Here is a 25,393-nt window from a genome sequence, read left to right as displayed (position 1 = left end):
ATTTCATATAAACACTAAAAAAAGAGCCCTAGGGCTCTTTTTATAATATCTGAGATAAAAACGCTTTTGTCCGTTCATGCTTTGGATGATCAAATAGTTCTTCCGGTTTTCCGGTTTCTACAATTTCGCCTTTATCAAAAAGGATGATTCGATCTGCCACTTGTCTTGCAAAACCCATCTCATGTGTTACCACCAACATGGTCATGCCTGACTCTGCTAGAGTTTTCATAACATCTAATACTTCCTTTACCATTTCAGGATCTAGTGCAGAAGTAGGTTCATCAAACAGCATAATCTTCGGCTGCATCGCTAATGCTCGTGCAATTGCAACACGTTGCTGCTGTCCACCTGACAATTGTCCTGGATACTTATTTGCTTGTTCTGGAATACCAACTCTTTCAAGTAATTCTTTCGCAATTTGTTCTGCCTTTGTTTTTTTCCACTTTCTCACCCAAATTGGTGCTAAAGAGATATTCTTTAGGATAGTCATATGAGGGAATAAATTAAATGATTGAAACACCATTCCCGTTTCTTTCCGAATTTCTTCAATGTTTTTCAAATCATCTGTTAATGCAATATTATCAACCGTTATGTGCCCCTTTTGAAATTCCTCTAAAGCATTTATCGTACGAATAAAGGTTGACTTACCAGAACCTGATGGTCCTAAAATTACAATTACCTCCCCTTGCTTTACCGTAAGATCTACGTCGTTTAATACATGGTGGTCTCCATACCATTTATTCAATTTAGTAACTTTAATAATATCCTCTCTCTCATCTAGAGGTGTCGATAATTTATTTATACCAAAGACACTTTCCATTCTCATTCTCCTTTCTATCTCGTCCCTACACCAAGTGATTTTTCTATATGCTTACTTACATGCGACATTAAGAAACAGAAGATGAAGTATATAAAAGCAATCACAATATATAACTCCATATATTTACCTAAATATTCCGGATTTGCAGCAATTTTTTTTCCCATTCCAAGAAAATCTGCTAATCCAATAACCGCAACTAGAGATGTATCTTTAAAGATGGAAATAAATTGACCAACCATAGCTGGGATAACTGCTTTTAAAGCCTGTGGCAATATGACAAAAATCATTACCTTAAAATTATTTAATCCTAGAGCTTGCGCTGCTTCAAATTGTCCTCTCGGTATTGATTGCAGACCTCCACGGATATTTTCTGCTAAATAGGCCGCACTGAATAAAGTGAATGCTATCATTGCCCGGACTACATTATCTAGTTCGATTCCCCCAAGGAACATCGGCAGCAATAATTGGGCAATAAATAACACCATAATCAGCGGCATTCCTCGGATTAATTCTATATAAAGAATACAGCAATATTTGATTATAGGCAGTTTACTTCGTCTCCCCACTGCTAGGAGTAAACCTAATGGGAAAGAACAAATAATTGCAACCGAAGCGATAACAAGCGTTAATAAAAATCCTCCCCAAATATTTGTTTTTACTGGCTCAAGTACACCAAACCCATTAATAATAGAAAGAGTAATCGGTATATATAAAATCCATAATATAAGGAGGGGGATTTTTAACTTCGGAACATATTTTCCGATAAAGTAAAAAAGGAATATCACTGCTGCACTCGTAAATAAATATACTTTTGATTCCATTGCCGTATAAGGAATTACTCCAAATATAACTAGAAGAATACTAAGACTAATGGCAACATGTCCGATAATCCCTCTCCAAGCTCCCCAAGTAGTACCTAAAAACACTGATAATAACAGAAGAGATATCCACAATCTCCATATTTCTTCTATTGGAAATTGTCCGACAAAGAGGAGCCTTAAATTGTCAGTAACAAATCCCCATTCACTTGCCAATAAAAACTTACCTATTCTCGTAAGCAAATAAATAGTAACCATTAATGTGACAATCGTTAAAATAGCATTTTTCCAATCCTTAAATAAGTTATTTTTCAGCCATAATTGTAATTTCTTTTGTTTATTCAATTTTTTCGTTTCCAAAACTGGTTCCGTATTCAGTTGTATATTATCCATTTACCTCCCTACCTTTCTACCAGCTGGAATTTTTTATTAAAAATATTCATTAACAGTGATGTAGTTAAGCTAAATAATAAATACACAGAAATAACAATTAATAAAGTTTCTAATGTATGTCCTGTCTGGTTAATAATTGTATTTCCGATTCCAACAATATCTTGATATGCTACAGCCATTGCTAAACTTGAGTTTTTTATTAAATTTAAATATTGGCTTGTTAATGGCGGGATAATGATTCTAATTGCTTGCGGAAAAATAATTAAACGAAGTGCTGTATGACTTTTAAATCCAAGCGCTTTAGCAGCTTCTGTCTGCCCTTTTGGAACCCCCATTATTCCTGCACGAACAATTTCAGAAATATAGGTTGATGTATAGATTGTTAAGGCAGCTAAAACAGACATAAACCCGATGGATAATGACGTTCCTCCTTCAAATGAATTGCCATTAAATACAGGAACAGAAAAACCAAGTGGTCCATTTCCTAAAATAATATAGATAATTATCGTTCCAATTACTATTAATCCCACACTTGAAATGAACGGATATGTAGACTTACCTGATTCTATCGATACTTTGGTTAATTTTTTGAATAAAATTATGCTTCCTGCGATTAAAAAAATTAGAATGACAAGCCAGATCAGCGTATTATCCTGTAAGGTAAACCACGGAATAGAGGCACCTCTATTTGAAAAATAAAACGGCCCAACCGATATAGCATCTTGAATTTTCGGCATTGGTAAAAAAACAGCAAAATTCCAAATGAAAATTTGAACCAATAATGGTGTATTTCTAAAAACTTCAACATATACTGTTGCCACTTTACTGACTAACCAGTTGTTTGATAATCTCGCAACTCCTACAATGACTCCAATAATAGTTGCAAGGATAATCCCAAAAACGGAAACCTTAAGTGTATTTAATAATCCTACTAATAAAGCACGTGTATAAGGATCGTCAGGTGTATAACTAATAATAGATTCTGCTATAGGGAAAGATGCTTTTAAATTTAAGTAGTCTAATCCTAATACTAAACCTATTTGTTCGAGACCTGATATTACATTTCTCACCATAAAGGCAATTACTATTCCTACAATTAGAACAAAGATAATTTGACTAATTATCGGGACCACTTTTCTATTTCTCCAAAGAGGAGTCGATGTTGTTTTTTTCATTTCCACTATTTCTCACCTCTCACTTAAAAGAATAGGGGGTATCTCAAATAGATTAGACACTTTGGTTTTTGAGACCCCCCATATTTTTATCTGTGTTATTACCTATTAACGGAATGGAATAGAGTACAATAATCCCCCATCAGTATATAACGCATTTTGTGCACGCTCTAATTTGAACACTGTGTCAGGGCCTAAATTTCGCTCGTATATTTCACCATAGTTACCAACTTGTTTAATTACTTGGTAGGCAAAATCATTGGCTAAGCCTAGCTGTTCTCCTAGATTACCTTCCACTCCTAAAAGACGCTTAATCTCTGGGTTTTCACTAGTTAAGAAATCATCTACGTTTTTAGAGGTAATACCGAATTCTTCCGCTTGAATGGTTGCATATACAATCCATGATACTGCATCCGCCCATTTTTCGTCTCCATCCTTAACAGCTGGAGCTAGTGGTTCTTTTGATAATGTTTCTTCTAAAATAATATGAGCATCTGGATCCTGCAAAGTAGACTGGCGAGAAACTAATCCTGATTTATCTGTTGTCCAAGCATCAATAGAACCCTGTTCATATGCAGCAATTACAGCATCTGCATTATCAAATGTTTGTGCTGTATAGTTAACACCAGCTGCTTTCATCTGATCAGCTAAGTTTAATTCGGTTGTTGTTCCCGTTTCTACTCCAATTGTTTTACCCTCTAAATCTTTCAGTGTTTTGATTCCACTATCCTTTGGAACCATTATTCCCTGCCCATCATAGAAAGTAACTGGAGCAAAACTTAGCCCCACTTCAGCATCACGGTTTGTTGTCCAAGTTGTATTACGAATTAATACATCTACTTCACCAGATTGAACAGCAGTAAAGCGGTCTGTAGCTGATAGTGGTCTAAACTCAATTTTGGAAGGATCTCCAAGAACTCCCGCTGCAATCGCTCTTGCAAAATCAACATCAAAACCAGTATTTTTTCCATCTGAACCTATGTAGCCAAAACCAGGAAGAGCATCATTAACACCTGCTTTTAATGTCCCTCTATCTTTAATGGTTTCAAGTAAACTTTTAGAAGAACTTGTTTTTGCACCATTAGTACTTTCCCCATCTGATCCTGACTTACTTGAGCAGCCAGCTAAAGCTAGAACAAGCACTAATAAAATACTAAAAGTAAGCGACAAACTTTTCTTCATACAATATATCCCCCTATATCTTGTTTTTATGATACTAGCAAACTCTAATTAAAAGAATATTCAATCTATTATATTTACAAGAATACTCTTATTACATCGAATGTTAGTATCAGTCCTATTAGAAGTTAAAAAGCCAACTCATTTAACAATTGTTTGTTAACTTTTGTAACATCATGTTTTTATTATACCTATTTTTATTAGAATTACAAATAGTTTTTTGAAAACTTTTAATTATGAAAACAATTTAAACATTTTCGTTTTTATTTAGATTTACAAAAACCTTATATATCAGTAATTCGTATACCGAAAGACTTTCTTTTTTACTCGATACAAAAACCATCCCTCCGCTTTTATATCAGAAAAAAGATAGTATATATCTACGTTCCATCAAATAAAAATTATTTCAACATAACAAAAAGCTACATTTTGATAATAAACACTTGTTCCTTCTCCCTTCCTCCCCCTTTCATATGTTCGAAAATCTGACATCATTTCAACATAGAGCTAATTTTCCATTACATAAAAAAAGAGACTATTTACAAAAGAATCTCCATTTAAAACAGGTAGAATACTTTTGTAATAATCTCTTCTTTTAGTGAATTATTCTTGTTCATCCATCGGATTATATAATTTCACTTCTGGATTTTTATCTTGGAACCATCTTAATGCAAATTCATTTTCAAATAAAAATGCTTTTTTGCCGTAGCGATCCTCTACGAGCAGACTTCTTCCACTAGAAAGATTTTCATTTACCTCTTCATCCACTAACCAACGGGCAATTTTTGAACCTACATGCTCCATAATTACTTCTACATTGTACTCATTTCTCATTCGATGCTCAAATACTTCAAATTGTAGCTGACCAACTGCTCCCAGCAAATAATCTTCTGTTTTGACAGTCTTATATAACTGAATTGCACCTTCTTGTACGAGCTGCTGAATGCCTTTATGGAAATGTTTTTGTTTCATTACATTCTTTGCCGTTACCTTCACAAAAAGCTCAGGTGTAAATTGAGGTAGTTTTTCATATTGGTAAGCATTCTTGCTAACCGTTAATGTATCGCCAATTTGATAAAAACCTGGATCATACAACCCAATAATATCTCCACTAACCGCCTCATTAACTGTACTTCGATCATCTGCCATAAATTGTGTAGATTGCGCTAACTTTACTTGCTTCCCTGTTCTAGGTAAATTAACCGTCATGCCTCTTTCAAATTTCCCAGAACAAATACGTAAAAACGCGATACGGTCACGGTGAGCTGGATTCATATTCGCTTGAATTTTAAAAATGAACCCCGAAAACTCTTCTGATAAAGGATCAATCTCTCCAATGGTAGATTTTCTAGCTTGTGGAGACGGTGCAAATTGCAAATATGTTTCTAAAAATGTTTGTACCCCAAAATTACTTAATGCACTGCCAAAAAATACAGGTGTTAAATCACCATTATTAATTTTCTCCTCAGAAAACTCATTTCCAGCTTCATTTAAAAGCATAATTTCTTCTAATGTTTGATCATATAAAGAATCCTGTTTAATTGGATGATCTCCTTCAATCTCACCATCTTCATTTAGATCAACATATCTTTCCTTATCTTCTACACGGAACTGCTCAATTCGATTATAAAAACGATCATATATACCTAAAAATTCTTTCCCCATTCCAATCGGCCAATTCATTGGATAAGACTCGATTCCCATTACTTCTTCTAATTCCGCAAGTAATTCAAGAGGTGGCTTCCCTTGGCGATCTAATTTATTAATAAATGTAAAAATAGGGATACCTCGCATCTTACACACTTTAAATAACTTTAACGTTTGTTCCTCTATTCCTTTTGCCGAATCAATAATCATCACAGCACTATCCACAGCTGTTAGAGTACGATAAGTATCTTCACTAAAGTCTTGGTGTCCCGGTGTATCCAAAATATTTACTCGTGCATTTTTGTAGTCAAATTGCATCACACTTGATGTAACAGAAATCCCTCTTTGCTTTTCTATCTCCATCCAGTCACTTGTCGCATATTTTCCTGTTTTCTTCCCTTTTACTGTTCCAGCATCTCTAATTGCTCCGCCGAATAGTAATAACTTTTCCGTTAACGTCGTTTTTCCAGCATCCGGATGGGAAATAATCGCAAAGGTGCGACGAGATAGTACATCCTGTTTAAAATTCTTTGACATGTTACTTTCCTCTCTTTTACGGTTTCAAATTTAGTCCATTCCCTTATATTATCTCGATATATCAAAGTTTGCAATGGATTTAAACGTATTCAGCTACTTTTCTTTGTACTATTTTTCTTTTTTTATGAGTATCATCAATCTTATGTATTCCTAGCCAATTGATGAACATTACAGCTTAAGATTAATTTCTTCTAATACCTTTCCGATTGATTCATAAATGACAATGTCAGCAATGCCATCCATTTGAGTTTGCTCTTTATTAATAATGATAAGTTTAGCCCCTGTTTGCTTTGCAAGTAAGGGAAATTGATTTGCTGGTGAAACGGATAAAGAGGATCCTAAAACTAAGAAGACATCAGAATTTATGGCCGCCTCTTCCGCTCTCAAAAATGGCTGTTCTGGGAGCATTTCTCCAAAAAGTACAATGGAAGGTCTTAATATTCCTCCACAACTGCATGAATAGTTGTCATGTAAATATTCATCACTAGGATAGCTCCTTCCACATATTTCACAATGAACCTTTTTTAATGTTCCATGCAATTCAGCAACTTTCTGATTTCCTGCTTCTTCGTGAAATCCATCCACATTCTGTGTGATGATTTGTTTTACATAGCCTTTTCTTTCCCAATCACTTAATATGTAATAGCCATGATGCGGCTTAAATTCATGAATACCTTGAACTCGGTTACGATAAAACTCAATAAATTCTTGCACATGATTATTTAGGGCACTCGTACTGGAAAGGTATTGTTTTTTTTCAGCAGTCCATAATCCCTTATTAGCAGATCGAAAATCAGGCAATCCACTCTCCGTAGACATCCCAGCACCAGTAAATATAACAAAATAATTAGCAGACTTTATTAATTGAACTAAGGAATCCATCTATCCATTTCCCCCTAATACATATCTTATCTATTCATTTTAGCAAATAGTTATGACTCCTCAAAATTAAGAAAGAATGATTTGCTCCCCAAAAGATAATCTGTGGAACCCTGCACGTTTCATTGCACGAAAAAGTATATTTTGTATAAATATATGTACTTTATTCACTCTACTTAATATCATTAAAAGAAGACTGACTCTTCGAATCAGCCTTCCATTTTTCGTTATTTTACCATTTAAAGCAAGCTGCACCCACAATGATTAAAAGAATGAATAAAACAACGATTAAAGCGAAACCTCCGCCGTAACCTGCACCACCATAGCCATAACCATAGCCGGGATATCCACAACCATATCCGTACATTCTATTTCCTCCTTTTAATATCTGTTTCGTTACGGATTAATAAAATCCGCCGTAACCCCAAGAAGCACCAATAATTACCAATAAAATAAACAATACTACTAAAAGAGCGAAACCTCCGCCGTAACCTACTCCAACTTCACCCATGAATAAAAACCTCCTTTTTTTGATTCCATATATCCTATTCAAGAATTAAAAATGTGCGATAGACAAATGCACATTTTTTAGGTTTTTTAACCAGATATCCTTGGAATTACATTGATCTCGTTTCTTGCTGATTTTTCCCTTATATCAAATTTTTCTTTATAAACTACAAAAGGCGCTATCTTCCGAGTTTAAAAAAAACCCTTAGAAGATAGCACCTTCATATAATTTATTCTTTATTTTTTGGAATGAAATTAAAAATTTCATGTGATTCTAAACTATCTACAAAACGTTCAAGCCAATCATAATAATCTAGTGCATAATTCATTTTCTCTAAGTCATTAGTTGCATCTTTTATAACATCTTCAGAAATTCCTTCTTTATTCATTAAAGCTTTTATTTCATTCATTGATTTTTCAATTGCATATATATTTTCAGTAATCGCTAACCGCCATTTAATTGTGAAATAATCGATAAATGTTTGATACCAATCTTCTTCTGCTCTATATAAATCTTTTCGAACACCTTTTCGCCATACTTTGTCTACCATCTTCAATTCAAGCAAGGTTCTAACCGACGTACTCATACTGGTTTTACTCATCCCTAGCTCTTCTTTCATTTCGTCAAGCGTCATAGGATTTTCTTGGAACAATAGCATTCCATATAATCTACCAATTGATTCAGTCACTCCATATAAATCCATGTTTTGAGCTACGGAATCAATCACTCTCTCTCGAGCAATATTTAACTGCTCCCTATCCGTCATTTATCATTCACATCCATATTATATGTTTACTTATACATTGTAATCATGATTATTTCAATAATCAAGGTGAATCAATAATCAAGCACTTAAATACTTTTTCTGTTTATAGATTAACATGAATAAAAAAATTGTAAAGTAGTAACCTAGATAGTATATCAAAGCATTTGGGCGCATTATTAAGCATATAAGCCCTATAGTTCATACAGTTTTTTCTGTACGTTCAGAATGAATCTTTTTAACTGATTATACAGTTTGAAGTGTCTATTGGTTATCTTCTATAATATATGTAGGCTCGCTTTACAGAGCGTTTAGAATTAAAGAGGTGAAAGAATGGAAAGTATGGCAAAATTAAAAGTCGAAAATGTTACAAAGATTTTCGGCAAAAACGCAAAAAAAGCAATTCAACTACTAAATAGTGGTGAATCAAAAAAGGATATCCTCAAAAAAACAGGAGCAACAGTCGGTGTAAACAAGGCTAGTTTTGAAGTGAATCCTGGTGAAATCTTTGTAATCATGGGGCTATCCGGTAGTGGTAAATCTACATTAGTACGTATGTTTAATCGTCTGATTGATCCTACAATCGGGAACATTTATATTGATGGCAAAGACATCGTAAAAATGTCAAAAGAAGACTTACGTAAAGTTCGCAGAGAAAAAATAAGTATGGTCTTCCAAAAATTCGCTCTACTCCCTCATCGAACAATATTGGAAAATGCGGAATATGGATTAGAAATTCAAGGGATTGATAAAGCAACAAGAAAAGAACGTGCACTTGAATCACTTAAATTAGTTGGATTATCAGGTTATGAATCCCAATATCCAGACCAATTAAGTGGTGGAATGCAGCAAAGGGTCGGTCTTGCTCGCGCTTTAGCAAATGACCCAGATATTCTTCTAATGGATGAAGCATTTAGTGCCCTTGATCCTCTTATTCGAAAAGATATGCAGGACGAATTATTAGACTTGCAATCAAATATGGAAAAAACAATTATCTTTATTACACATGACTTAGATGAAGCACTTCGTATTGGCGATCGTATAGCACTAATGAAAGATGGATCCATTGTTCAAGTTGGAACACCTGAAGAAATATTAATGAATCCATCCAATGATTATGTAGAACGATTTGTCGAAGATGTAGATTTATCGAAAGTATTGACTGCCAATCATATAATGAAACGCGCAGAAGCAGTAACGATTGAAAAGGGACCTCGTGTCGCATTACAAATGATGAAGAAACTAGGAATTTCAAGCATCTATGTCGTTAATAAGAAAAGAGAATTACTCGGAGCAATCACAGCAGATGATGCACGTGCAGCTGCCGAAAAAAATGAAGGCATCGAAAACATTTTACAAAAAGATGTAATTACCGTTACAGGTGACACATTATTAGCTGATCTCTTTGATAAAGTATCAACTGCAATCATTCCAGTTGCCGTGATAGATGAACAGAATAGATTAAAAGGGATTCTGGTTAGAGGTGCAGTTATTGGAGCCCTTGCTGGTAACAACGAACTTATTAATACTCCGCCAACCGAAGAATCAGTATTAGTTGGGGGGAATGAATAATGAATAATCTAATTCCTAAATTACCAGTTGCAGATTGGATTGATTCCTTTGTTGCTTGGCTGACAACTACTTTTGAAGTATTATTTGATGGCATCACTGCAGTATTAGAATTTGTAGTAAATATTTTAGTAGGCTTCTTTGGATTTATTCCTCCTATTTTATTAATCATTTTACTTACATTACTCGCATGGAAATTAGCGAATAAGAAGATTGCAATCTTCACTCTTATCGGATTACTACTAGTAGATAATTTAGGCTATTGGGAACCCATGATTGATACACTGGCTCTTGTTCTCTCTGCTGTATTTATCTCCATTATAATTGGTGTTCCACTAGGAATATGGGCTTCACAAAATAACACTGTCCGCAATATTGTTATCCCAATATTAGACTTTATGCAAACAATGCCAGCCTTTGTTTATCTTATTCCTGCTATCTTCTTCTTTAGTATCGGGGTCGTACCTGGAGTGGTAGCATCGGTAATATTTGCTATGCCACCTACTATTCGTTTGACTATTCTTGGAATCCAACAGGTTCCTAGTGATATTAGAGAAGCGACAGAAAGCTTCGGTAGCACAACTAGCCAAAAATTATTAAAGGTTGAGTTACCACTTGCTATGCCAACAATACTAGCTGGGATTAACCAAAGTATTATGCTTGCACTATCAATGGTAGTTATTGCTGCAATGGTTGGTGCACCAGGACTTGGTGCTGATGTATATCGTGCAGTAACTCAAATTCAAATTGGGCGTGGATTTGAAGCTGGTATATCTATTGTAGTACTTGCGATCATTTTAGATAGAATTACCCAAAATGTGGGTACAAAGAAGAAGGGGGCAAAATAATATGAAAAAAATGACTAGTTTATTAGGAGCAATCACTCTTACTTTAGGGTTAGCTGCCTGTGGTTCTAACAGTGCAGACGATCCGAATGCAACAATTGGTGAAAAAGTTGATTATGAAATTATCGGCATCGATCCTGGTGCAGGTATCATGAAAGCAGCTAGTAAGGCGATTAGCGACTATGACTTAAAAGATTGGAAATTAGTAGAAGGCTCAAGCGCAGCAATGACTGCTACGCTAAAAAAGGCGTATGATAAAAAAGAACCAATTATCATAACTGGCTGGACTCCACATTGGATGTTCACTGCATATGATTTAAAATACTTAGAAGATCCAAAAGGCTCTTTTGGTGCAGATGAAAACATTCACTCCATTGCACGTAATGGATTAAAAGAAGATATGCCTGAAGCATATCAAGTTCTGGATAATTTCCATTGGACAACAGATGATATGGGTGTTGTTATGATGGATATTTATGAAGGTGAAGATCCAGCAAAAGCAGCTGAAAAATGGATAAAAGATAATGCTGATAAAGTTAGTGAATGGACAAAAGGCGTGAGCAAGGTAGACGGAGACAAAATTAAAATTGGATATGTAGCATGGGATAGTGAAATTGCAAGTACCAATGTTATCGGCAAAGTTTTAACAGATTTAGGTTATAATGTAACGTTAAGTCAAGTCGAAGCAGGTCCGATGTGGACTGGTGTAGCAGATGGCAGCCTAGATGCACATATTGCAGGTTGGTTACCAATTACGCATGAAGACTATGCGAACAAATACAAAGGTCAATTCGAAGATCTAGGACCTAACTTAGAAGGAACAAAACTAGGTCTTGTTGTACCTAGCTATATGAAAGATATTAATTCAATTGAAGATTTAAAAGAAAAAAAATAAAGAAAAAAGAGACTCATCTGAAATAATTTCAGATGAGTCTCTTTTTTCTTTATTCTGATTTATTACTTAAATTATCGTTTAACTCATTAATACTCTGACGAATATTTCCTTTGCCTGATAAATTTTCAAGTAACTCTTTTACATCGATTCCAGCAGATGCCTTTAGTGATTCTTGCATTGTTGACATTAAGTTTGTTGCATAGCCTGTGACTTTATTTGCGCCACCGTTACTGCTATCACTTCCAGTATCCACAACCGTAATCTTATCGATATTAGCTAATGGGCTGGCCACTTGTTTTGCGTATTCAGGTAACATACCAAGTACCATATCCAAGATTGCCGCTTGACCATATTGTGCATATGCTTCGGCAATTTTGCGTTTTGCTTCTGCTTCGGCCAAACCTTTTAAGCGGATAATTTCTGCTTCTGTTTCCCCTTTTGCTTTTTCTGCTTCCGCTTTTGCTAAACCATCTACCCGCACTTTTTCTGCTTCCGCTTTTGCTTGTGATTCAATACGATATTGGTTTGCATCTGCTTCGGCAATTTCTCGGCGTTTATTCGCTTCGGCAGCCTGTTCCATTGCGTAACGATCGGCATCGGCTTTCTTTTTAACCTCTGAATCATACTGCTTTTCTCTTCTTAAGATCTCTTTTTCTTCCAACTCAATTTGTTTCTGTCTTTCAATGATCTTAATTTGCATTTCTTGTTCGGTAACTTCTTGCTTAGATCGAGCACTTTCTAAATCATACGCTTGGTCAGCACGTGCTTTCGCAACATCTTGCTCTCTTCTATAATCAGCAATCTTCATTTGGTTTTCTTTTTCTGCTTCGGCAATCTCTGTTGCTCTTTCTAACTCTGCCTTTTTAGCATCTTTATCTGCTTCGGCTTTTTTGATTCTTGTTTCTTTATCTGCCTCAGCCGTTGCAATATCTGCATCTCGTTTTACTTGAGCAATTCTTGGTTTACCAAGCGATTCTAAGTATCCGTTTTTATCTCTGACATCTTTAATTGTAAAGGATACAATGACTAGACCCATTTTTGCTAAGTCATGCGAAGCAACCCTTTGTACTTCTTGCGAAAATTTATCCCGATTTTTATAAATTTCTTCGACTGTCATACTACCTAGAATTGAACGTAAATGTCCTTCTAATACTTCTCTTGCTTCGTTTTCACGATCTTGTTTTGATTTTCCTAGAAACTGTTCAGCTGCAGTGGCAATTTCACCAATAGAACCACCAATTTTAATAATAGCTGTGCCATCTGCCATAACTGGAACGCCTTGTTCTGTATATACTTCCGGTGTAGAAACATCTAATTTACTAGATAATAAACTCAGAGGTTCGGATTGCTGGAAAACTGGGAGAATAAATGCCCCTCCCCCTCTAATAATTTTAATTTTATTTCCTGATTCATCAACATGAACATTTTTAGAACCTAAATAACTACCTGTTACAATTAATGCTTCATCCGGTCCTGCAGTTTTATATTTCGCCATAAAAATACTAATAAGTGCGATTAATAAAAATGCTACAATTCCTATTACAATATAAATCTCAATGGCCATTTATTTTTCCTCCTTTTGTCTGCTTTTCTATATGCCATCCTTGCGAACAACATAAGCAACATTTTCTTTAATCTCTACTACAACCGTTTCTTCACCAAAGCCAATTTCTTCATTATAAAAGCTAGCTGCCGTTTTTGAGATATTTCCACTGATGCTTTCGATCAATATTTCTCCATAACCGTCCTTCGGAATTGTTGTAATAACTTTACCAATTCTTCCCTTAAGTGATTCATCGCTATAAACTAATGATTCTTCTGCATTGGCAAGAGGAATAAAAACAAAAAGGTGTAAACAGCTGGAAATAATAAGTGCGATTACTGCTGAAATGGAAAGAATAATGATGCTATTGATAGTAGAATACTTCTCCATAAGATAACCACTTGCTGATAATATCGTAAAAAAAGCAAGGATTAAAGTAGGATTAAATACACCAACATCTCCACCAAATAAGTCTGAAAGTAATAAGGTTAATATGACACATATTCCCGAACCAATTAAAACAGTTAAATAAATGGACGGAAGATCAAAGCCGAATAATTCCATATACATCATTCACTTTCTAAAAATTTAATTTTGCTATGTATTCACTAAAATCAGACCCCCTTCATTTTAGTACTTACCATACTTACGACTTAAACGAAGAAAGGTTTCAGGAATTTTTTAAAAACATCTAATTTATACTTAAATTGTATGAACTGACATATAGAAATAAATACCTAATACCCCTTTTTAGCTCCAGCTTAATAAATATGCCAAAATATCAATCTTCCATTAATATTTCGTCATCTTTAAGAATTTGTTTCATATCATAATTTAAGGGGAATTTTATCTATACCTACTAAATATTTTCTATATACCATTGTTACCGTTTGAGCAATAAAACTTAATGAAAAGGTGATATTGTGGAGAAGCATATGAAACGTACAGATAAACATAAGGAAGATGAAAATAAAAATAATATTGGTAAAAAAGTGATGTATTTTTTAGGCTCTATCTTACTTCTTACCACAATTTTTGGAGGTTATATATTTTCAGATAGATATTTTGCTAGTGAGCCGAAAACAGGAACAGAAGAATATGGGGACAAAGTAGTCATTACCTTGCCAAACGGGAAAAAAGTGTTTACTTATGAAAATCTAATTGTAGAAGAAGATGGCAAACTTCTGTATAAAGGAGAACGTAATACAATCGATTTATCAGGAGGAGTGGTTGTCTATGAAAATTGGGAGGACTAATCAAACTTATTTTGATATAAAGCCAGCAATTGCTGCCTTATTGCAGATAGCACTAAAAAGCTGCCAAAAAACTGATAAATATTTTGGCAGCTTTTTTATATATGTATCCAGACTGTAGGAAAATTGCTGTATTTTGGAAACAGAAGTTGAGTAAAGGATATTTATTTAAACTTTTTGAATCAAGGTGGTGCTCTGTGCTAAGCAACACATGAAAATGCAATTCTACTTCTCCAATATCTTTTTGTCTCCAAACCTCTTCTTACGAATTATAGGTTAAAGGAGGCTTATTTTTTGTAATCCGTAAGCTAGTCCTCCATCATCTACATGCTTTGTAATAAATTTTGCATATGGCTTAATATCTTCATGAGCATTCCCCATAGCTATTCCCATTCCTACATACGAAAGCATTTCTTTGTCGTTTAATCCATCTCCAAATGCTACTGCTTCCTTTGGATCGATATTTAAAATGTTTAAAATTTGTGCAATCCCAGCTGCTTTAGATCCACCTGTTGGAATAACATCCATGGATAAAGGATGCCAACGAACAAAATGTATATTAGAAAACGCTTCTTCATATACCTTTTCTTCGCTTTCCTCACAAAAAAGCAAGCATTGATAAATATCGGCTTCCTTCCAAAAATCTTGTCGATAAGAAGGTACCTTTAATTTTAATGATTGGAAGGATTCAATAATATGTGCATGCTCTTTATGATTAGCACAACCTTCCTTACTCCCTTGAAAAACGATAGGATGATTATTTTTTAAGGCAGTATTTTCTAGCAATTCTAGGGTATTCATCGGGATTGGTTTTTTATATACTTCCTTTTTTCCATGGACAACATATGACCCATTAAAAGAAATATATGACGATAAACCAAGCTCATCTAAAATATGGGAAAAGAAATAAGGTGCTCTTCCAGTTGCTAAAACAATTGGGATATTCCGCTTCTTTAATTCCTTAATCGCTGCTTTCGCGTCATTAGGAATTTGTTTCTCTTCATTTACTAATGTACCATCAATATCAATAAATACAATTTTATATGTCAAATTTCTTTCTCCTTTATTATTTCTTTATTAATGAGCTGCTTCTAGCCAATAGTGGTCTTTGATTATTCCAAATGACTTCTACCGGTAACGAAAAAAAGCTGCTCATATTCTTGCTGGTTAATACTTCCTTTGTATATCCTGAGATAAATTCCTCTCCCTTTTTCAGCAGAAAAGTATGGGAAAACACTGGTAATATTTCCTCCACATGATGCGTAACGTAAATGATGCTGCTTTTTTCAGATACCAAACTAATAATGGTATCTAATAATTGTTCTCTTGCTAAAAAATCTAAGCCGGTAGCTGGTTCATCTAAAATAATTAGTTCAGGATTTACCATTAACGCTCTTCCAATTAGTACTCTTTGTCTCTCTCCTTGTGATAAACTACTATATGGTCTATCTGCATAATCCAAGCAGCCTAGCTTCTCCATTATTTCAATTGCCTTGTTTCTAATTTCCGCTGTTGGTGACTCATATAATCCAATCGAAGCATATGCGCCGCTAAGTACAATTTCAAATGCGCTATCTGATGCATATAAATTTTGTTGTAGCCGGTTGGATACTAGTCCAATATTCCGCCTTAGCGCTCCTCCTAACTCTGACTTCCCAAATACTTTCCCTAATACTTCCATCTTTCCAACAGTCGGATGATAATACGCACAAATCATATTTAACAAAGCTGTCTTTCCGGCCCCATTTAGACCATACAGAATCCAATTTTCTCCTTTTTTAATCTCCCAATTAATATTTTTCAAAATCCACTGACCATTTCTTTTTAAGCCAACCTCTTCTAATTTAACAATCATGCCAATCCCCCTATCTTCTCTACATTTTACTAAAAATTCATATAATTTGTACAGAATGAGGAATCAAGAACATTCGTATTTATCATTGCTCATTTTAGCAAACAAGTCCAAATAATAAAAAGACTTGACCTTTCTTTCATGGAATCATTCAAAATACCTTGATGTATGATTCCATTATGATTAAGGGTCAAATCTTTATGTTTACGTTCATAAAATTAATGATCTCATATCCATTCACTGCTGAATATGTAACCGCTTTAATTTAATAAAAAATAAATGGAGAGAGACCCTCATAAAAGAGGGTCATGGGTAAAAAATTAACCAACTAATCCTTCTTTTTTAAGGACAGCTTCTACACCATCAACTGCTTCTACTTCATCTTCACCAGTTGCAGAAATAGTAATTTCTCCACCTTTAGGTACACCTAATGACATTACGCCCATGATAGACTTTAAGTTCACAGATTTCCCTTTGAAAGAGATTTGCATATCTGATTTGAACTTGCTAGCAGTGCTAACTAATAATGTTGCTGGTCTTGCATGAATACCAGTTTCATCAATTACTGTAAATGTTTTTTCGCTCATTGTTATACCTCCAAAGAAAAAATTGTCTTACCCTACTATTTTAGCTGATTTTAGGACTTAATACTAACTTTTTTTTCATCTTTTTCTGTTTTGAGCTTTCAAGTTGTGTATCTCTCAATATTTTACATTTATTAGACAAACTTTTCTACCGTATTAGCCTCTGCTTTTTTTTACACTTTTTATGAATTCTATAAAAATCTGATTCATTTTATCATTAGTTGACGCCATTGATTCTGGATGCCATTGAATCCCTAGTAAAAAGTTAGGGTAACTCTTATGCTCAACAGCTTCTATAACACCATCACTACTAGTGGCAACTATTTCTAAGCCGGCTGCTAAGCAATCAATAGCTTGATGATGAAGACTATTTACTCTAGTTCTTGTTTCTCCAATTATATTGGCTAACTTACTTTTTTCTTTAATAGAAACAAAATGGGTGTCTAAACTTCGGCTCACAGATTGAGTGTGTTTAATACTATCTTTCATTTGTGAAGAAATATCTTGTATTAATGTTCCTCCTAACGCAACATTTAAAATTTGTATGCCTCTACAAATCGCAAGTATTGGTTTATTCGTTTCCATCGCTCTTTTAATTATTTGTATTTCCACTTTATCACGCAAAAGAATGGTGTCTCCAATATTTTGATGTGGATCTTCTCCAAATAAACTCGGATCTACATCTTCTCCCCCACTCAAAATCACAGCATCACAAAGATCCACCATTTCTCTTGCCAGGTCCTCCTCTACAAACGGCAAGATAACTGGCAATCCTCCATTGGCTGCAACGGATTTTTGATAATCATGATGCACATATGTGCCTTCCATAAATTTATTTTTAAATACGTATGCACCTGTTATCCCTATTACCGGTTTACTCAACGCTCTCCATCCCCTGACACTATTTAGTTTTTTCAATATTAACAATATTAAAAAGGAAATAAAAGAGCTTGTCAATAAACTTTCTATAAATAGAAGCAGAAAAAACAGCTAAATAACGATCATCTATCTACCTTTTTAGCTGTTTTTAACTTTTATGCTATTGTTATAAGTGTAAATACTATCTTCCTCTTACCAAATGACTTTCCAATTATGATTACAAGTCGCAGGTACGATCTTTCTCTCCATAATATAATTAGCTATTAATTCAGAAGCGTCAAGTTGAATTTCACGGATAACAGGCTTATTTTTGAACATAAAGAAATCCCCGCCGCCTCCTGCTCGATAATTATTCATCACTACTTCATATAAAGCTTCCTCGTCTATTGGCGCCCCCTCAAAATCTAACTGAACAACTCTCTGTCCAATTGGCTTAGTTAGATTGAGTGTGTATTCAATTCCTTCCCACATATCGTAGTTGTAATGCTGGGGCTTAGGGTAAACAAACGAAGGGTTGACAATCGGCTCTCCTTCGTCATTTAAAGCAAAGTATTTTGCACTATGTTCGAGCGCGTGACGAATATCCTTTCCAGATAGCAAAAGTACTTTAAATGTATTAGGATAAATATAATTGGATACAATATCTCTCATTGTTACATTTGGCTTAAATCCCGGTGATTCGTTATTAAAAAGTGCAGTATTACTGATTTTCACTTGCGCTGCATCCATTTGCACTTTATTAATAAATTCGATAAGCGGGTTGTCCTTTAAGCGGATTTGCATCGGATCTTTTACTAACATTTCCCCATCGATACGGCCAATAGGTGTATCTAACCATTCTTGTGTCCTCTCTTCATATTCCTTTAGTAATAATAGAATATCCTCCTCAGCTTCCACTTCAGCAACAGATAATAGTTCAGAACTTTTCTCGATTACTTCGCCTTTATCATCTAGTATTAATGTTATTTTTCCTACATACTTTCCATTATTGCTTGGTTGAATAATTTCTGTTCCATTGATATTACCGGTTAATTCTCTATGTTGATGACCTGTTAAAAGTACATCTACCCCGTCAATCTGTTTACAAATGGTATATCCTTGATTCTCTCTAGTCAATACTTCTGATGGTTCACCAGTCTCAGGATCTCTTTCAAATCCTCCATGATAAGAGATAACAAGAACATCCGGCTGCTCTTCCTTCTTAATCAGCTCTACCCATTCTTTTGCACTGTCAAATGCATCATTAAATTGCAGTCCTTCAATATTCTGAGGATTTTCCCAATTGGGAATGTAATCGGTTGTTATCCCTAGAATAGCAATTTTAAAACCATTTATTTTTTTAATTACATAAGGACTACCTAAAAATGGAGTTTTTGTTTTTACATCGACAATATTTGCACATAGCCAAGGGAATCTCGATTCCTTCACTGCCGATTTTAAAATATCTAACCCATAATTAAATTCATGATTGCCAATTACAGCCGCATCATACTTTAATTCATTTAATATCGTTATCATTGGATTTTTTTTATCTGCTAAAAAATTCACATAATGATAGGTTAACGGTGTGCCCTGTATTAAATCACCATTGTCAATAACAATGGTATGCTCGTTCTTGGTTCTTTCATTTCTAATTATAGAAGCAATTTTACCAAGACCAACATCTGCCGGGGTATTATTTCCATAATTCAATGGAAAAACATTTCCATGTATATCACTTGTTAATAATATAGTTACTTCTGTATTCAAGATTTCATCTCCAGTATCTAAATTTCCAATTCCTCTGAATAAAGTAGTATAATCAAGCTTCTTTTTATTCCTCTATTAAGCAAGTTCATTATAACAAGTTCATTCTTCCTTAACTACCTATAATTTCTTTTCTTTCTCCTCTAACCCTCTTTTTCTTAAACCTGATAAAAGCTGTTTATTATTTACATTAATCTCTATTGCCATCTTCACAGGCATTTTCTATCCAGATTGGGAATATGTATATTTGCCAGATGGCGAGGATTTTTTACGTGTCTGCTTGATACATTAGCGATTGCCATAATAGGTACCTTAATATCAGCACTTGTATTTCCCTTTGCCTTCTAGGCTGCTAACAATGGAGCAAAGGAAAAACAATCGCAAGTACTGGGAAATTTGCATTAAGCTTCGTACGGACATTTCCTGAAGTTATCATAGCTATTTTATTTATTATAGCAGTTGGTTCTGGATCATTTGCTGGAATACTAGTATTAGATCCACAATCCATAGAGATGTTAGGAAAATTATATTTAGAGGAAATTCTAGATAGGAGGCCAACAGAAGGCCTGCTAGCAGCCGGAAGTTCAAGATAAACATTCGTTCTGCTGCCATTTTAGGTGTCATCGGTGCAGGAAGAATTGGAACCCCACTTATTTTTGCAATCAGTACATGAGATTGGGATCGAGTTGGAATCATCCTGTGAGGGAATATTGTAAGGGTAACGATAATTGATATAATAAGTGGATTTCTAAGAAGAAGAATTACATAAAAATATAAAGTGAATTTCAAATAAACACCCATCATCTTTCCTTGATGTGTGTTTATTGTGCAAATAACAAAATAGTACCAATTATCAATTTATTTGTTACAATAGAATAATAAATTTCAAAAACAAAGGAGTGTTCCCAAAATGAAAAAAAGAAAATTATTACTTACCCACCCTCTCCATTCCTCCCTTTTGAAAAAGATACGGTCCACATTTTCTGAATGGGAAATCATCCATGCATTAAAGCAAGATGATTGGCAAGAGCATTTGATTGATTCTGAAATCATTCTTGGCTGGAGAAGTAGTTTTGATTTAAAAACTATTATGGAAAACGACCAGCTCAAATGGATTCAGACTTGGAGTGCAGGAGTAAATTCCCTTCCTTTAGAACAGTTAAGAAAAAAGAATATCGTCATTACAAGTGCAAATGGCGTACATGGCTACCCTATTTCAGAAACAATTTTTGCGCTCTTACTTGGTCTAACAAGGAATATTCATACATATGTACGAAATCAGCTTAAAAGAAAATGGGATGGAACTGACATTAAATTGGAAGCACACAAAAAAACGATCGGTATTATCGGTTTAGGAGCAATTGGGCTAGAAACAGCTAAAATTGCCAAGGCATTTGATATGCATGTTATTGGAGTAAGAAATTCACGTAAGCGAACCGATTATGTAGATGAGTTATATACTTCTGAAGAGCTAAACGAAATCCTTCCTCTCTGTGATTATGTAGTAGTCACACTGCCGTTAACAGACGATACATACCAACTATTCCAAAAAGAGCAATTTCAACACATGAAAAACTCTGCCTTTTTTATCAACATTGGACGTGGAGAAATAGTCAAAGAGGATGATTTGGTCACTGCTTTAAAAAACGGAGAAATTTTGGGTGCAGGCTTAGATGTTTTTGAAAATGAACCATTGCAGCAGACAAGTCCATTATGGGATTTGGAAAATGTTATTATAACTCCCCATACTTCGGGCTCTACAGAACATTACAACAGCAGAGTAATAGAAGACATTTTCCTCTTTAATGCAAATCATTATTTAAAAGAAGAAGGTTTAGCAATTAATGTAGTGGATTACCAAAAAGGTTATTAATGGATAGATAAAAAGAGGAGTATACTTAAAAAGCACTCCTCTTTTTATCATCCTACTTTTTTATAATTCTTCTGACTTGACGCACGGCGAACCATCATATAAATCCTTTGGCTTAAAAACCCTACTAGTAAAATAACTACTAATAATAGAGTAATGGTTGCACCAGGAGGCGTTCCTAAATGATAAGATGAAAACAATCCAGTAAAGATACTAACAGCCGCTACTAAAATAGCCACGATAAATACCCATTTAAAACCTTTTACTAATTTGATGGAAAAGGCAGATGGCAATACTAACAAGGCAGAAACCAATAGCACGCCAATTGTTGGGATAATTACTGAAATAGCAATACCAGTTAAAATACTAAATGCGATGGATAACATATTGGTATTAATACCGCTAGTTGTTGCCGTATCTTGATCAAAAGTCATAATATACATCTTTCTCGTAAAGAAAACAAAAAATAGAAGAATAATTCCAGTCACAATTGCTAATACAATCACTTGTTGTTTACTAATCGTAATAATACTTCCGAATAAATACTGATCCATGCTTGTCGTCATTCCGCCACTAGATAAACTCATGAGAAATAAAGCGAACGATAATCCAGCAGCCATAAGAATAGCAATCGATACTTCTGAATAAGTATGGTATGCTCGTCGCATATATTCAATTCCAATTGCTCCAGCAATTACAACGAGAAGACTAGAAATTGTTACATTCGTTTGAAAGAAAAAACCAATTGCCACTCCCGCTAATGATATATGTGACAATGTATCTGCCATCAATGCTTGTCTTCGCAGGACTAAATAAATTCCAATGATTGGTGCAATTATTGCAATGAGCCCACCTGCCCAAAATGCTCTTTGCATGAATTCAAGCTCAAACATCTCCATCCGCCTTTTTCTCCTTTCTCAATATGAATAATTTTATCTAAATAATCCTCTACCTCATCTTGATCATGTGTTACCATGACAACTGTTCTATTATGTTCATTTACTTGATGCTTCATAAATTCATAAAAGCCTTTCCTGCTATCTGCATCCATTCCTGTGGTCGGTTCATCTAAAACTAGCAAGTCAGGTTCAGATGCTAGAATACGTGCAATTACAATCTTTTGCTTTTGCCCTCCAGATAACTCACCGATTTTCTTATTACGGTAATCCCACATTCCAACCATTTCTAATGATTTCTTCACTGCTTCATGATCTACTTCCTTTAATCTTTCATACCATTTTTTACGTTGATATCTGCCTGATCGAACAAGTTCTATGACGGTGCTTGGGAAGCCAACGTTAAAAGAAGAAATTTGTTGGGGAACGTAACCTACAGTTAATTTTTTTCCACTCGCATTTAACTTACTTATATTCACTTCCCCTGACCATGGCTTAAGTAGCCCCAATAATAACTTTAATAAGGTAGATTTACTTGCGCCATTAGGACCTGTAATCCCAACAAACTCTCCATATTCTAATTCAAATGATACATCTTCAAGTGCAGGAACATGTTCATATCCAAATGTAATTTTTGATACTGTCGCTAGTTTCATATAGTAATTACTCCTCTCCATTTATTTATCTTCCTTATCCCTAACGCCTCTATAACCGCTCCTCTTTAAACTGTGTTATAAGTAAGTTATGTTAGTGCTTTGTATTGAATAAAAATAAGGAAACGACTTTTTATCGAAGTCTTTGTTTGTTATTGCTTCATTTATCTAACTTTAATAATTTTTACGATTTGCGGCAATCTATTCTTCATTTATTTCATTCTCGAAATGGGTACGTACAAAAGTAGTCAATTTCGTACTCATTACGATTTAAAAATTAACATTATTTGTTCGAATATAAAGTTATGACTTAATCACCAGATAAATATTTATCATTTCTTTCCTTCTATAATACATGACACTTAATAATAGACTTTTCCTTGTTAAGTGTCAACATAAATCAAAACGATTCCGATTAAAAAATTTATAATAAAATTTTGTATTGGTCAAGAATTACTTCTTATATACCTGCTTCTCCATTAATATAGCGATGCCAATAGTGGTCAACTTATTATGATTATCGTACTGATATTGTAATAAAAATAGGAAATGATGCATAACTTTTAAATACTGGGGTATATATTAAATATAAATAAATCAGAATAAAAAGCATTACTTGATGAAATTTCATCAAGTAATGCTTTATAAAAAATCAATCTATTAGAATCGAACAACTCTACCATTAAATACAGATTTCCAATATCCACTGTCCATAGATGCAATTGCAACACCAGTAGAGCTTTGAGAACCGATGAACTTGCCTCCACCAATGTAAATTCCGACATGACCATCCGTTTTATATGTGTTAAAGAATACTAGATCTCCTGGCTGCATATCACTTGTAGATACGCGAGTCCCAGCGTTTTTCAAAGCATCTGTGCTTGCAGGAATACTGTATCCAGCCTGTGAATAAGCCCAGCTAACAAAACCAGAGCAATCAAATAATCCATTTGCTACATCTGATGCTGTTCTTCCTCCACCAAATTTATAAGTAGAATTACCAATATATTTATATCCTGCTGTAATAGCTTTTGATTTACTTCCACTAGCTTTTACCGTTTTCTTTGGACCATTTGTTGATTTGTTAGAACCTGATGTAGATTTATCAGAACTTGCGGAAGAAGAATTATTAGAACTTCCATTATCACTAGTTCCAACTGTTGTAGCAACTAATTGATTTAAGTTATCTTGTTCTTTTTGTTGAATCATCTTTTTAATTTGTGGTTCTACAGATTGTAATGAGCCATACTTTTCTTCCAATTCAGCTTTACGTTCTTTATTGTCTGCTTCTTTTGCTTTCAAATCTTTTTTTGCTTGCTCATTTTTCTTCTGTTTATCTTGATTTTGCTTTTGCATTTCTTCAAGATCTAATTTTGTATTTTTCAGTTCATCATACTTTTCTTTTACTTCGTTTTGCTTCGTTTCTAAATCTTTTTTATCCGCTTCATTGCTTGCAATTAAATCTTGATCTGCTTCCATGATTGTAGCTACAGCACCTACACGGTCAACAAACTCCTTAAAGCTAGCAGCACCGAATAAAACTTCAATATAATCAACGCTTCCTCCATTTTCTTGGAAGGTACGTGCTCTTTCTTTTAATACATCATTTCTTTTTTCAATTCTATCTTCTAATTCTTTTATCTTTTTCTCAAGGGAGGCAATTTCTTTTTCTGTTGTTTCCATCTTTGTCTTTGTTTCTTCAATAAGTGCTTTATTTTCCTCAATTGCCTTATCTACTCTTTTAATTTGTGCTTCTAATTTCTTTAATTCTTCTTGTGCTTCTACGATCTTAATTTGGGCGTCTGAAATTTGGCCTTGTAAAGATTCCTTTTGTTGAACAATGCTAGGTGATTGATTCGCATGAGCATTTATTCCTGGTACGGCTAAGCTAGTCCCTAATCCAAGTAATATCGTTGTATTTAGTACCACTAGTTTCTTTTTTAACATTTCCATTTTCCCCCTGCACTTATCTAATGTAGAATTCTTATAATCTAATTGTCTATGTATTGTCTATATGTTTATGGTTGTAATTGGTAGAGAGACTCTTTTAATATAGTATTCTCTCTTCTATAAATCAAACGATAATCCTGCT

General features: G+C 34.3%; 24 protein-coding genes and 1 pseudogene. 6 read left to right on the top strand and 19 right to left on the bottom strand.

The window, feature by feature from the left end; genetic code table 11:
- Positions 1 to 40: 40 nt before the first annotated feature.
- The 9 genes from NSS71_RS02540 to NSS71_RS02500 all read right to left on the bottom strand — a co-directional run bounded on the left by NSS71_RS02540 (position 41) and on the right by NSS71_RS02500 (position 8,719).
- Positions 41 to 820: an amino acid ABC transporter ATP-binding protein gene (locus tag NSS71_RS02540; protein ID WP_341151281.1), complete on the bottom strand. Its 780-nt coding sequence runs from the start codon at positions 818 to 820 to the stop codon at positions 41 to 43.
- 14 nt (positions 821 to 834) lie between these two features.
- Entirely contained in the window at positions 835 to 2,031 is a 1,197-nt protein-coding gene (locus NSS71_RS02535) for an amino acid ABC transporter permease (RefSeq protein WP_341151280.1), read from the bottom strand.
- A gap of 8 nt (positions 2,032 to 2,039) precedes the next feature.
- Positions 2,040 to 3,206 carry an amino acid ABC transporter permease gene (locus NSS71_RS02530; RefSeq protein WP_047943011.1) on the bottom strand — a complete coding sequence of 389 codons (1,167 nt, stop codon included), beginning with the start codon at positions 3,204 to 3,206 and terminating at the stop codon, positions 2,040 to 2,042.
- A gap of 105 nt (positions 3,207 to 3,311) precedes the next feature.
- Positions 3,312 to 4,385, bottom strand: coding sequence for an amino acid ABC transporter substrate-binding protein (locus NSS71_RS02525; RefSeq protein ID WP_047942941.1), 1,074 nt, complete (start codon positions 4,383 to 4,385; stop codon positions 3,312 to 3,314).
- 600 nt (positions 4,386 to 4,985) lie between these two features.
- Entirely contained in the window at positions 4,986 to 6,566 is a 1,581-nt protein-coding gene (locus NSS71_RS02520) for a peptide chain release factor 3 (protein WP_047942940.1), read from the bottom strand.
- A gap of 168 nt (positions 6,567 to 6,734) precedes the next feature.
- Entirely contained in the window at positions 6,735 to 7,448 is a 714-nt protein-coding gene (locus NSS71_RS02515) for an NAD-dependent deacylase (protein WP_095321849.1), read from the bottom strand.
- Between the two features lie 229 nt (positions 7,449 to 7,677).
- Entirely contained in the window at positions 7,678 to 7,812 is a 135-nt protein-coding gene (locus NSS71_RS02510; RefSeq protein ID WP_082809995.1) for a YjcZ family sporulation protein, read from the bottom strand.
- Between the two features lie 36 nt (positions 7,813 to 7,848).
- Positions 7,849 to 7,956, bottom strand: a complete 108-nt coding sequence (locus NSS71_RS02505) for a YjcZ family sporulation protein (protein WP_082138357.1) — start codon at positions 7,954 to 7,956, stop codon at positions 7,849 to 7,851.
- Between the two features lie 226 nt (positions 7,957 to 8,182).
- Positions 8,183 to 8,719, bottom strand: a complete 537-nt coding sequence (locus tag NSS71_RS02500; RefSeq protein WP_047942936.1) for a GbsR/MarR family transcriptional regulator — start codon at positions 8,717 to 8,719, stop codon at positions 8,183 to 8,185.
- 330 nt (positions 8,720 to 9,049) lie between these two features.
- On the opposite strand from NSS71_RS02500, the gene proV reads away from it, so the two are divergent.
- From proV to NSS71_RS02485, 3 genes are read left to right on the top strand one after another with little or no spacing between them, the layout of a single operon-like run.
- Positions 9,050 to 10,288 carry a glycine betaine/L-proline ABC transporter ATP-binding protein ProV gene (proV, locus tag NSS71_RS02495; RefSeq protein WP_047942935.1) on the top strand — a complete coding sequence of 413 codons (1,239 nt, stop codon included), beginning with the start codon at positions 9,050 to 9,052 and terminating at the stop codon, positions 10,286 to 10,288.
- Positions 10,288 to 11,133, top strand: a complete 846-nt coding sequence (locus NSS71_RS02490) for an ABC transporter permease (protein ID WP_047942934.1) — start codon at positions 10,288 to 10,290, stop codon at positions 11,131 to 11,133. Before proV ends, NSS71_RS02490 begins: the two co-directional genes overlap by 1 nt.
- Position 11,134: 1 nt before the next feature.
- Positions 11,135 to 12,025 carry a glycine betaine ABC transporter substrate-binding protein gene (locus tag NSS71_RS02485; RefSeq protein WP_047942933.1) on the top strand — a complete coding sequence of 297 codons (891 nt, stop codon included), beginning with the start codon at positions 11,135 to 11,137 and terminating at the stop codon, positions 12,023 to 12,025.
- 49 nt (positions 12,026 to 12,074) lie between these two features.
- Here NSS71_RS02485 and NSS71_RS02480 read toward each other — a convergent pair whose 3' ends face one another.
- Together NSS71_RS02480 and NSS71_RS02475 are read right to left on the bottom strand one after the other, a co-directional pair.
- Positions 12,075 to 13,589 carry a flotillin family protein gene (locus tag NSS71_RS02480; protein ID WP_095257645.1) on the bottom strand — a complete coding sequence of 505 codons (1,515 nt, stop codon included), beginning with the start codon at positions 13,587 to 13,589 and terminating at the stop codon, positions 12,075 to 12,077.
- A 27-nt stretch (positions 13,590 to 13,616) separates the two neighbouring features.
- Positions 13,617 to 14,132 carry a hypothetical protein gene (locus NSS71_RS02475; protein ID WP_095257669.1) on the bottom strand — a complete coding sequence of 172 codons (516 nt, stop codon included), beginning with the start codon at positions 14,130 to 14,132 and terminating at the stop codon, positions 13,617 to 13,619.
- A gap of 371 nt (positions 14,133 to 14,503) precedes the next feature.
- Between NSS71_RS02475 and NSS71_RS02470 the strand changes: the two genes are divergently transcribed.
- Positions 14,504 to 14,824, top strand: coding sequence for a hypothetical protein (locus NSS71_RS02470; protein WP_144579850.1), 321 nt, complete (start codon positions 14,504 to 14,506; stop codon positions 14,822 to 14,824).
- 273 nt (positions 14,825 to 15,097) lie between these two features.
- Here the strand turns inward: NSS71_RS02470 and NSS71_RS02465 are convergent, their stop codons facing one another.
- From NSS71_RS02465 to NSS71_RS02445, 5 genes are all read right to left on the bottom strand, one after another.
- Positions 15,098 to 15,871: a Cof-type HAD-IIB family hydrolase gene (locus NSS71_RS02465; protein WP_061796831.1), complete on the bottom strand. Its 774-nt coding sequence runs from the start codon at positions 15,869 to 15,871 to the stop codon at positions 15,098 to 15,100.
- Positions 15,872 to 15,887: 16 nt separating this feature from the next.
- Positions 15,888 to 16,676: an ABC transporter ATP-binding protein gene (locus tag NSS71_RS02460; RefSeq protein WP_047942928.1), complete on the bottom strand. Its 789-nt coding sequence runs from the start codon at positions 16,674 to 16,676 to the stop codon at positions 15,888 to 15,890.
- A gap of 317 nt (positions 16,677 to 16,993) precedes the next feature.
- Positions 16,994 to 17,260 (bottom strand): phosphocarrier protein HPr, encoded by a 267-nt coding sequence (locus tag NSS71_RS02455; protein WP_016200885.1) that lies wholly within the window; start codon positions 17,258 to 17,260, stop codon positions 16,994 to 16,996.
- A gap of 153 nt (positions 17,261 to 17,413) precedes the next feature.
- Complete coding sequence (locus tag NSS71_RS02450; protein ID WP_061796838.1) at positions 17,414 to 18,139, bottom strand: gamma-glutamyl-gamma-aminobutyrate hydrolase family protein; 726 nt, start codon at positions 18,137 to 18,139, stop codon at positions 17,414 to 17,416.
- A gap of 189 nt (positions 18,140 to 18,328) precedes the next feature.
- A complete protein-coding gene (locus NSS71_RS02445) occupies positions 18,329 to 19,885 on the bottom strand; it encodes a bifunctional metallophosphatase/5'-nucleotidase (protein WP_061796839.1) in 1,557 nt (518 codons plus the stop codon).
- Positions 19,886 to 20,075: 190 nt separating this feature from the next.
- Here NSS71_RS02445 and NSS71_RS02440 point away from each other — a divergent pair.
- Positions 20,076 to 20,651 (top strand): annotated as a pseudogene (locus tag NSS71_RS02440) (PhnE/PtxC family ABC transporter permease); the annotation flags it as partial.
- 141 nt (positions 20,652 to 20,792) lie between these two features.
- Entirely contained in the window at positions 20,793 to 21,755 is a 963-nt protein-coding gene (locus tag NSS71_RS02435) for a D-2-hydroxyacid dehydrogenase (protein ID WP_095321845.1), read from the top strand.
- A 47-nt stretch (positions 21,756 to 21,802) separates the two neighbouring features.
- Here the strand turns inward: NSS71_RS02435 and NSS71_RS02430 are convergent, their stop codons facing one another.
- The 3 genes from NSS71_RS02430 to NSS71_RS02420 all read right to left on the bottom strand — a co-directional run bounded on the left by NSS71_RS02430 (position 21,803) and on the right by NSS71_RS02420 (position 25,248).
- On the bottom strand, positions 21,803 to 22,651 hold the full coding sequence (locus NSS71_RS02430) for an iron chelate uptake ABC transporter family permease subunit (protein WP_047942924.1): 849 nt from the start codon (positions 22,649 to 22,651) through the stop codon (positions 21,803 to 21,805).
- The gene (locus tag NSS71_RS02425) at positions 22,588 to 23,304 is read right to left on the bottom strand and encodes a metal ABC transporter ATP-binding protein (protein WP_047942923.1); all 717 of its coding nucleotides are present in this window, start codon (positions 23,302 to 23,304) and stop codon (positions 22,588 to 22,590) included. Before NSS71_RS02425 ends, NSS71_RS02430 begins: the two co-directional genes overlap by 64 nt.
- 657 nt (positions 23,305 to 23,961) lie before the next feature.
- Positions 23,962 to 25,248, bottom strand: a complete 1,287-nt coding sequence (locus tag NSS71_RS02420) for a C40 family peptidase (protein ID WP_061796845.1) — start codon at positions 25,246 to 25,248, stop codon at positions 23,962 to 23,964.
- Between the last annotated feature and the right edge of the window lie 145 nt (positions 25,249 to 25,393).

The sequence above is a fragment of the Niallia sp. FSL W8-0951 genome (assembly GCF_038006525.1).
In the GTDB taxonomy this organism is placed as follows: Bacteria; Bacillota; Bacilli; order Bacillales; family Cytobacillaceae; genus Niallia; species Niallia circulans.
Note: the sequence above shows the minus strand (reverse complement) of the source record. Positions and strands in the feature narration are given on the sequence as shown.

Excerpts from the sequence above, each read along its gene's own strand:
- NSS71_RS02540 (WP_341151281.1), bottom strand. The coding sequence starts at position 820 with ATGGAAAGTGTCTTTGGTATAAATAAATTATCGACACCTCTAGATGAG.
- NSS71_RS02535 (WP_341151280.1), bottom strand. The coding sequence starts at position 2,031 with ATGGATAATATACAACTGAATACGGAACCAGTTTTGGAAACGAAAAAA.
- NSS71_RS02530 (WP_047943011.1), bottom strand. The coding sequence starts at position 3,206 with ATGAAAAAAACAACATCGACTCCTCTTTGGAGAAATAGAAAAGTGGTC.
- NSS71_RS02525 (WP_047942941.1), bottom strand. The coding sequence starts at position 4,385 with ATGAAGAAAAGTTTGTCGCTTACTTTTAGTATTTTATTAGTGCTTGTT.
- NSS71_RS02520 (WP_047942940.1), bottom strand. The coding sequence starts at position 6,566 with ATGTCAAAGAATTTTAAACAGGATGTACTATCTCGTCGCACCTTTGCG.
- NSS71_RS02515 (WP_095321849.1), bottom strand. The coding sequence starts at position 7,448 with ATGGATTCCTTAGTTCAATTAATAAAGTCTGCTAATTATTTTGTTATA.
- NSS71_RS02510 (WP_082809995.1), bottom strand. The coding sequence starts at position 7,812 with ATGTACGGATATGGTTGTGGATATCCCGGCTATGGTTATGGCTATGGT.
- NSS71_RS02505 (WP_082138357.1), bottom strand. The coding sequence starts at position 7,956 with ATGGGTGAAGTTGGAGTAGGTTACGGCGGAGGTTTCGCTCTTTTAGTA.
- NSS71_RS02500 (WP_047942936.1), bottom strand. The coding sequence starts at position 8,719 with ATGACGGATAGGGAGCAGTTAAATATTGCTCGAGAGAGAGTGATTGAT.
- proV (WP_047942935.1), top strand. The coding sequence starts at position 9,050 with ATGGAAAGTATGGCAAAATTAAAAGTCGAAAATGTTACAAAGATTTTC.
- NSS71_RS02490 (WP_047942934.1), top strand. The coding sequence starts at position 10,288 with ATGAATAATCTAATTCCTAAATTACCAGTTGCAGATTGGATTGATTCC.
- NSS71_RS02485 (WP_047942933.1), top strand. The coding sequence starts at position 11,135 with ATGAAAAAAATGACTAGTTTATTAGGAGCAATCACTCTTACTTTAGGG.
- NSS71_RS02480 (WP_095257645.1), bottom strand. The coding sequence starts at position 13,589 with ATGGCCATTGAGATTTATATTGTAATAGGAATTGTAGCATTTTTATTA.
- NSS71_RS02475 (WP_095257669.1), bottom strand. The coding sequence starts at position 14,132 with ATGGAATTATTCGGCTTTGATCTTCCGTCCATTTATTTAACTGTTTTA.
- NSS71_RS02470 (WP_144579850.1), top strand. The coding sequence starts at position 14,504 with ATGAAACGTACAGATAAACATAAGGAAGATGAAAATAAAAATAATATT.
- NSS71_RS02460 (WP_047942928.1), bottom strand. The coding sequence starts at position 16,676 with ATGATTGTTAAATTAGAAGAGGTTGGCTTAAAAAGAAATGGTCAGTGG.
- NSS71_RS02455 (WP_016200885.1), bottom strand. The coding sequence starts at position 17,260 with ATGAGCGAAAAAACATTTACAGTAATTGATGAAACTGGTATTCATGCA.
- NSS71_RS02435 (WP_095321845.1), top strand. The coding sequence starts at position 20,793 with ATGAAAAAAAGAAAATTATTACTTACCCACCCTCTCCATTCCTCCCTT.
- NSS71_RS02430 (WP_047942924.1), bottom strand. The coding sequence starts at position 22,651 with ATGGAGATGTTTGAGCTTGAATTCATGCAAAGAGCATTTTGGGCAGGT.
- NSS71_RS02425 (WP_047942923.1), bottom strand. The coding sequence starts at position 23,304 with ATGAAACTAGCGACAGTATCAAAAATTACATTTGGATATGAACATGTT.
- NSS71_RS02420 (WP_061796845.1), bottom strand. The coding sequence starts at position 25,248 with ATGTTAAAAAAGAAACTAGTGGTACTAAATACAACGATATTACTTGGA.